Annotated in this window: 6 protein-coding genes; 3 read left to right on the top strand and 3 right to left on the bottom strand. The window is 70.3% G+C overall.

Going from position 1 to position 4774, the window contains the following annotated elements:
• The first annotated feature begins 235 nt into the window (after positions 1-235).
• From CA983_RS40915 to CA983_RS40905, 3 genes are all read left to right on the top strand, one after another.
• Complete coding sequence (locus CA983_RS40915) at positions 236-1108, top strand: helix-turn-helix domain-containing protein (RefSeq protein ID WP_086605737.1); 873 nt, start codon at positions 236-238, stop codon at positions 1106-1108.
• Positions 1105-1356: a DUF397 domain-containing protein gene (locus tag CA983_RS40910; protein WP_086605736.1), complete on the top strand. Its 252-nt coding sequence runs from the start codon at positions 1105-1107 to the stop codon at positions 1354-1356. The genes CA983_RS40915 and CA983_RS40910 overlap by 4 nt, the downstream gene beginning before the upstream one ends.
• A 99-nt stretch (positions 1357-1455) precedes the next feature.
• Positions 1456-2268, top strand: a complete 813-nt coding sequence (locus CA983_RS40905; protein ID WP_086605735.1) for an SAM-dependent methyltransferase — start codon at positions 1456-1458, stop codon at positions 2266-2268.
• Here CA983_RS40905 and CA983_RS40900 read toward each other — a convergent pair.
• From CA983_RS40900 to CA983_RS40890, 3 genes are all read right to left on the bottom strand, one after another.
• Positions 2258-3580 carry a GH1 family beta-glucosidase gene (locus CA983_RS40900; protein ID WP_086605734.1) on the bottom strand — a complete coding sequence of 441 codons (1323 nt, stop codon included), beginning with the start codon at positions 3578-3580 and terminating at the stop codon, positions 2258-2260. The genes CA983_RS40905 and CA983_RS40900 overlap by 11 nt on opposite strands.
• Before the next feature lie 58 nt (positions 3581-3638).
• Complete coding sequence (locus CA983_RS40895) at positions 3639-3905, bottom strand: protealysin inhibitor emfourin (RefSeq protein WP_086605733.1); 267 nt, start codon at positions 3903-3905, stop codon at positions 3639-3641.
• A 20-nt stretch (positions 3906-3925) separates the two neighbouring features.
• The coding region (locus tag CA983_RS40890) for a M4 family metallopeptidase (RefSeq protein ID WP_086605732.1) at positions 3926-4774 on the bottom strand (849 nt) is incomplete at its 5' end.

Below are 4774 nucleotides of genomic sequence, written 5' to 3'. Positions count from 1 at the left end.
CCGTGGGGGGTGGGCGCAGTCAGGGAAGGGGCGAGGCGCGAAACGGACCGGCCGGAAAGAGGAGTTGGGGGTTCCGGCGCCGTGTTCACACAAGTAACTATGCTCGCAGAGCAGTTCACGCTGCAACCATCTGCCTGATAATTTCAGAAGGAAGGTATCGCTGCTCCGGTCGCTTGGCGGAACGATCACGTCCCTGTCACGCTTGCGCCGATGACGACCCCTCAGGAGGTACGGCGTGAGCGACGCGAGATCAGGCACCGGCGCCGGCGCGCCCACCGTGCTCCGCATGATCCTGGGACGCCGCCTCCAGGAGGCCCGGCAGACCGCGGGCCTGTCCCTCGACGACGCGGCCAAGGCCCTGCGCGTCACGCCGCTGACCATCCGCCGCCTGGAAAAGGCCGAGGTCGGCCTGAGGATCCTCTACGTCGAGAAGCTGCTCCAGACCTACGGAGCCGGCCGGCAGGAGATCGACGAGTTCGTCACCCTGGCAGAGCGGGCCAACGAGCCCGGCTGGTGGCACCCGTACCGCGATGTGATGCCGTCCTGGTTCACCGCCTACGTGAGCCTGGAGACCGGCGCCAGAACAGTTCGCACCTATGAACCGCAGTACGTCACGGGCCTGCTCCAGACACCCGGGTACGCGCGTGCCGTGCTGCGCGGGGGCTTCCCGAACGACGACGAGGAGGATCTGGAGCGGCGTGTGGAGCTGCGGCTGCGCCGCCAGAGCCTGCTCACGAAGCCGGACGCGCCCACGCTGTGGGTGGTGATGGAGGAGGCCGTGCTGCACCGGGTGGTGGGCGGCTCCGAGGTGATGCGCGAGCAGATCGACCGGCTGCTGGAGGCGTCCGAGCTGGAGCACGTCAGCGTCGACATCGTGCCGTTCGACGCGGGCGCCCACGTCGGGGCGTGCGCGCCCTTCACCTACTTCCGGTTCGAGGAGCGGGAGCTGCCCGACATCGTCTACAGCGAGATCCTCTCCGCGTCCGTCTACCTCGACCAGCGCGCCGACGTCGTGGCCCATCTGGAGGCCCACAACCGGCTGTCGCTGAAGACCTCGTCCGCGGACAGCAAGGCGCTGTTGAACCGCATGCGGAAGGAGTACTCATGACCATCGCCCAGGGCACCGTCTACAACGGGATGCCCGCGTCGGACCTCGGGGACCAGGGCTGGGAGCGTCCGTGGAGCGGCCCCAACGGGGGCCAGTGCGTGGAGACGAAGCAACTCGCCGACGGACGCGTGGCGGTACGGCAGTCCGCCGATCCCGCCGGCCCCGCGCTGATCTACACGCCCGAGGAGATCACCGCGTTCGTCGCGGGGGTCAAGCAGGGCCTCGCCGACCATCTGACGGCCGACTGAAGACCCACTCTCACGGCCCACTGAACCCCCACTCTCACGGCCCACTGAACCCCCACCGAGCCGGACTCGCACCACCACCCCCCACGAGAGGCACCCCCCATGACCCACTCGCAGGCCGCGCGGGACATCGACACCAGCAGGCCGCACTCCGCCCGCATGTACGACTACTACCTCGGCGGCAAGGACCACTTCGAGGTCGACAAGCAGGCGGCCGAGCGGGTCGCCGAGGCCTATCCCGCCATCTTCGTCTGCGCCCGCGAGAACCGGGCCTTCATGCACCGCGCCACCCGCGTCCTCGCCCGCGAGCACGGCATCCGCCAGTGGCTGGACATCGGCACCGGCATCCCCACCGAGCCCAACCTGCACCAGGTCGCCCAGTCCGTGGTCCCCGACGCCCGCGTGGTCTACGCCGACAACGACCCGCTCGTCCTCAAGTACGCCGAGCGCCTGATGCGCAGCACGTCCGAGGGCCGTACGACGTACATAGAGGCGGACGTCAACGACCCCCAGGCACTGCTGACCGCACCCGAACTGGCCGAGGTCCTGGACCTGAGCCGCCCGGTCGCGCTGTCCCTCAACGCCCTGATGCACTTCGTCACCGACGCCCAGGACCCGTACGGCATCGTGCGCCGCCTGCTGGACGCCCTGCCCTCGGGCAGCGCCCTGGCGCTGAGCCACTGCACGCCCGACTTCGACCCGGCCACCTGGCAGAAGGTCACCGACATCTACACCTCGGCCGGGACGCCCGTGCGGTTCCGCTCCCGGGAGGACGTCGCCCGCTTCTTCGACGGTCTGGAGCTGCTCGATCCGGGCGTCACCGTGGGCCACCGCTGGCGCCCCGACGCCACCGACGGCGACGTCCCGACGGACGCCGAGGTCAGCCTGTGGACCGGGGTGGGCATCAAGCCGTAGCCGCTTGGGCCCGCAGCATCTCCCGGTACCAGCCGTACGACGACTTCGGGGTCCGCTGAAGGGTCTCGAAGTCGACGTGGACCAGGCCGAAGCGGCGTGCGTAGCCCTCCGCCCACTCGAAGTTGTCGAGCAGGGACCACACGAAGTAGCCGCGCACGTCGACGCCCGCCTCCAGCGCCCGGTGCAGGGCCCGGAGGTGGCCGTCCAGGTAGGCGATGCGGTCCTGGTCGTCGACGTCCGGGTACGAGCAGCCGTTCTCGGTGATGACGACGGGCGGGAGCCGGTCGCCGTAGCGGTCGCGGAAGGCGGTGAGGAGTTCGGTCAGGCCTTCCGGCACGACCGGCCAGCCGAAGTCCGTGACCGGGTGGCCGGTGATCTCCCGGACCGCGAAGGGGAGTTCGGCGGGCATGGCGACGCCGCCGAAGGTGATGTCCGTGCCCTGCGGGGCGCCCACCCGCGTCGGCGCGTAGTAGTTGACGCCGTACCAGTCGACCGGCTCGGTGATCACCTCCAGGTCGGCCTCGACGTCCCCGGGCATCAGCTCGCCGATGCCGTCCGGGTACCGGCCCAGCAGCACGGGGTCCGCGAACAGGCGGTTGAGCAGCACGTCGTAGAACTCGGCCGCCTCCACGTCCTCCGCCTCGGTCGACGCCGCCCAGGTCGGGCCGTGCGAGTTGGCGATGCCGATGTCCGTGGCGCCCGAGGCACGCAGGGCCTGTACGGCCAGGCCGTGGGCCAGCAACTGGTGGTGGGCGGCCGGGAGCGCGTCGAACAGCAGCTGCCTGCCCGGTGCGTGCACGCCCAGGGCGTGGCCCAGCAGGGTGTGTTCGGCGGGCTCGTTGAGGGTGATCCACTTCGTCACCCGGTCCCCGAGGCGGCCGGCGACCAGCGAGACGTAGTCGGCGAAGCGCGCGGCCGTGTCCCTCTCCAGCCAGTCGAGGTCCGCCGGCAGGTCCCAGTGGAACAGGGTCGGCACCGGGCGGACGCCCGCCGCGCACAGGTCGTCCACCAGCCGGTCGTAGAAGTCCAGGCCCTTTTCGGACCGCACCCGGGGCCAGGAGACGGAGAAGCGGTAGGCGTTCACGCCGAGGCCGGCCAGCAATGCCACGTCCTCGCGGTGGCGGTGGTAGTGGTCGCAGGCCACCGCCGCCGTCGAGCCGTCTTTCACCCGGCCCGGCTCGGCCGTGAAGGCGTCCCACACGGACGGCTCTCGCTCGTCCGCCGCGCCCTCGATCTGGTGCGCCGAGGTCGACACGCCCCAGAGGAAGCCGGCCGGGAAGCGGGGGATCGGATTGCCTGCGTCAGTCGCCATGCGCTGGATCATCCGTACCGCCGGTAACGGAAGTCAACAGGCCGCCGTGGAGGACCTGTTACGCGCCTTCCTTGAGCACCCGCGAGATCAGCTTCCGCTGTTCGTCCGTCAGTCGCGGGTCGGCCGCGTACACCGTCTTCCCGTCCACGGTGATCTGGTAGCCGAACCCGTCCGGAACCCCGATCGGCGGTGTGCTCCGGCCGGCGGCGACCGCCTGCTCGGCCAGCGCGTGCCATTCGGGGGCATCGGGGCGGCCGGAGGTGTCCACCTCGGCATGCCGCTCGATACCCGCGAACCCGCCCGTGCGCCTCACCTGAATACGCATGGCACCTGTCTAGTACGGAACTACAGGGTCCGCACCCCGACCCGCTCCCAGGCCTTGGACACGGCCTCCAGTTCCTCCCCGTCGCCGAACCGCTCCCGCGCGGCCTTGACGGTGAGCGTGGCGAAGTCGGCGAACATCGCCTGCTCCTTCAGCTCGCCGCCGGTCAGCACGTCGTACCAGATCAGCCCCGCGCGCTCCCAGGCGTGGCCGCCGAGGGCCGTGGCCGCCAGGTAGAAGGCGTGGTTCGGGATGCCCGAGTTGATGTGGACGCCGCCGTTGTCGCGGCCGGTGCGCACGAAGTCGTCCATCGTCGCCGGCTGCGGGTCCTTGCCCAGGACGTCGTCGTCGTACGCCGTGCCCGGCTCCTTCATGGAGCGCAGTGCCTTGCCCGTCACCCGCGGGGCGAGCAGGCCCGCGCCGATCAGCCAGTCGGCCTCGGCGGCGGTCTGACCGAGCGTGTACTGCTTGATGAGCGAGCCGAAGACGTCCGACACGGACTCGTTCAGCGCTCCGGGCTGGCCGAAGTAGGTGAGGTTGGCCGTGTACTGCGTGACACCGTGGACGAGTTCGTGGCCGATGACGTCGATCGGGATGGTGAAGTCGAGGAAGATCTCCCCGTCCCCGTCGCCGAAGACCATCTGCTCGCCGTTCCAGAAGGCGTTGTTGTACTCGCGGTCGTAGTGCACGGTCGCGTTCAGCGGAAGGCCGTCGCCGTCGATCGAGTCGCGCTGGTACGCCTTGAGGAGCAGCTCGAACGTGGCGCCGAGGCCGGCGTAGGCGCGGTTGACGGTGGCGTCCTTGCCGGGCTTGTCGCCCTCGCCCCGCACCTTGTGTCCGGGCAGGTCCGTGCCGTGCCGGGCGTCGTGGAC

It is taken from the genome of Streptomyces swartbergensis (genome assembly GCF_002148965.1).
Classification (GTDB): Bacteria; Actinomycetota; Actinomycetes; order Streptomycetales; family Streptomycetaceae; genus Streptomyces; species Streptomyces swartbergensis.
Note: the sequence above shows the minus strand (reverse complement) of the source record. Positions and strands in the feature narration are given on the sequence as shown.